Source organism: Cetobacterium sp. (assembly GCF_048470075.1).
Classification (GTDB): Bacteria; Fusobacteriota; Fusobacteriia; order Fusobacteriales; family Fusobacteriaceae; genus Cetobacterium_A.
Genome location: NZ_DBGBQB010000132.1, coordinates 1 through 2,176, shown reverse-complemented (window position 1 = coordinate 2,176; position 2,176 = coordinate 1). Strand labels below are relative to the sequence as shown.

Below are 2,176 nucleotides of genomic sequence, written 5' to 3'. Positions count from 1 at the left end.
CCCCATTTTTCTTCAAATTTATCTAGGTTACCAAGCGCTACTTCTTCTGTAGTTGCTTTGTAAACTTCTTTTAGGTCTGATGTAAAAGATTTTAAATCTTTGTAACTTACAAATCTTGTTGAATTTCTAATTTGATGGACTATACATTTTTGTATCTCTGTATATGGATATACCGCTTGTATAGCTTCAGAAAAACCTTTTAAATTATCAATAGAAATAATTAAAATGTCTTCAACTCCTCTATTTCTGATTTCAGTTAAAACACTTAACCAATATTTAGAGCTTTCATTAGCCCCGACCCAAAGTCCTAGAACTTCTTTTGTTCCATCAATTTTTACTCCAATAGCAACATAAACTGCTTTTTTAACAACTTGATTATCTTGTTTAACATTAAAATGGATTGCATCCATATAGACAAGCGCACAAAACCTTTGTAGTGGTCTTCCTTGCCATTGTTGAGCAATTGGAAGCACTTTATCAGTATAAGCTAGGAGACGCGTCAAATCCGTATATATCTTTAATATGATCTTGAATATCACGTGTAGTCATTCCCTTAGCATAGATTGAACAGTATCAGCCATTAAATCCTTGAGAATTTCTTACAATTCTTTAGCAGTTTTAGGTTGATATTCTGCGAGAAAATCTTGAATAACTTTTTTTCTAGATTCAGAAACAATTCTTTTTCTTGCCATAAAAAAACCTCCGAGATTTTAATGATATTACATCATTAATCTAGAAGGTCTGCAATTATTATTTTTTACACAAAATTATTTATACTCCCTATTAAAATGGCTAAAGACGTCAATGCTCAATTAGTTGATATGAAGCATGTTCAACTGCTACCTATGCCTGCTGATAGATTTGGTCCAACTATTAACGTTGATAATGTTATTTTTATTAATAAAGATGGAAATCGTTATGTTAAAGAAGATAGTAGACGTGATGAAATTTGTTTGGCTACATTTGCTCAAAAAGATGGGCAGTATTATATGATTAATGATTCTCAAATTATTCCTTCAGATAGAAAAACAACTTCTGGTCAAGATTTAGACGAACTTATAAAGAAAGGAACTGTTATTGAAGCTCCAATATTAGCGCAGTTAGCTAAAGAAATTGGAATTCCTGAAGATGTTTTAGTTAAAACTATTAATGATTTTAATCAAGCTGTTGAAAAGAAAAGTGATAACTTAGGAAGGCAGATCTGGGGTAATAAAATTGAAAAAGGGCCATTTTATGCAACACTTTGTTTCCCAGCTCTTCACCATACTATGGGAGGAGTGAAAATTAATGAAAAAGCTCAAGTTATAGATAAAAATAATGCTCCTATCAATGGACTTTACGCTGCTGGAGAAGTTACAGGTGGCATTCATGGTGCTAATAGACTTGGTGGAAATGCTATAACTGATATCATTGTCTTTGGAAGAATTGCTGGTGAAAATATAATGAGACAATAGTGAAAAACAGCCCCGATTCAGCCTCTCCATAATAGAGGAAGAGGTTTTCTAGGAGCATTTTGATAAAAAAAGCTAGATTTTTTATCTAGCTTTTTTTATAACATTTGTTTTAATTCTTCTAAGTTTTCAGTTTTTTTAAATGGTGCATACTCTCCATAAACACTTTTTATCACATCATAGCTGCTTCCAGATAAAATACCTATTTGATATTTATCTTTGTTTCTGTAGTTATCTTTAACGAAGTTTACTGCTTCCATTCTATCTAATTCTATTATATTTGTTCCTTCTATTCCCGTTTTTCTCATAAACAAAAATACTTTTTCCATAATTCCCTCCTTACAATTAGCGGTTTCTGTTAACTTAAAATTTATTGAAACTACTCCAATCCTTTGAGGTATAATAGTTATTCGACCAACCAATATTCCCCCCAAGAAAGGAGCAGTTTTTAACTATGTATATTAATAATATCTCTTGTCCTCGTTGTTTTTCTAAAAACCTTTATCGTTTTGGTAAAAATAATCTTGGACATCAAAAATACCAATGCAAAGAATGCGCTAGACAATTCTCTGCTAATTCTAAACTCGGTGATAATAGGCGTTCATATCCTAAATGTCCTATTTGTAATTCAGGAACATATTTGCATCATGATTATCTTTACTATTCTAGGTTTAAATGCAATTCCAGAAAGTGTAATCATATTCATATTGCAGTAAAAAAGACTT

Annotated in this window: 5 protein-coding genes; 2 read left to right on the top strand and 3 right to left on the bottom strand. The window is 31.2% G+C overall.

The window, feature by feature from the left end; all coding sequences use genetic code 11:
• The coding region (locus ACMOUI_RS04675; protein ID WP_418964574.1) for an IS256 family transposase at positions 1 to 503 on the bottom strand (503 nt) is incomplete at its 3' end.
• The gene (locus ACMOUI_RS04670) at positions 478 to 549 is read right to left on the bottom strand and encodes a hypothetical protein (RefSeq protein WP_418964575.1); all 72 of its coding nucleotides are present in this window, start codon (positions 547 to 549) and stop codon (positions 478 to 480) included. The genes ACMOUI_RS04675 and ACMOUI_RS04670, both read right to left, overlap by 26 nt.
• Before the next feature lie 239 nt (positions 550 to 788).
• Between ACMOUI_RS04670 and ACMOUI_RS04665 the strand changes: the two genes are divergently transcribed.
• Positions 789 to 1,454, top strand: coding sequence for an FAD-binding protein (locus tag ACMOUI_RS04665; protein ID WP_418964573.1), 666 nt, complete (start codon positions 789 to 791; stop codon positions 1,452 to 1,454).
• 95 nt (positions 1,455 to 1,549) lie between these two features.
• Here ACMOUI_RS04665 and ACMOUI_RS04660 read toward each other — a convergent pair whose 3' ends face one another.
• The gene (locus ACMOUI_RS04660) at positions 1,550 to 1,873 is read right to left on the bottom strand and encodes a hypothetical protein (RefSeq protein ID WP_418964572.1); all 324 of its coding nucleotides are present in this window, start codon (positions 1,871 to 1,873) and stop codon (positions 1,550 to 1,552) included.
• 32 nt (positions 1,874 to 1,905) lie between these two features.
• Here ACMOUI_RS04660 and ACMOUI_RS04655 point away from each other — a divergent pair.
• On the top strand, positions 1,906 to 2,176 hold a 271-nt coding region (locus ACMOUI_RS04655; protein WP_418964571.1), incomplete at its 3' end, for an IS1 family transposase.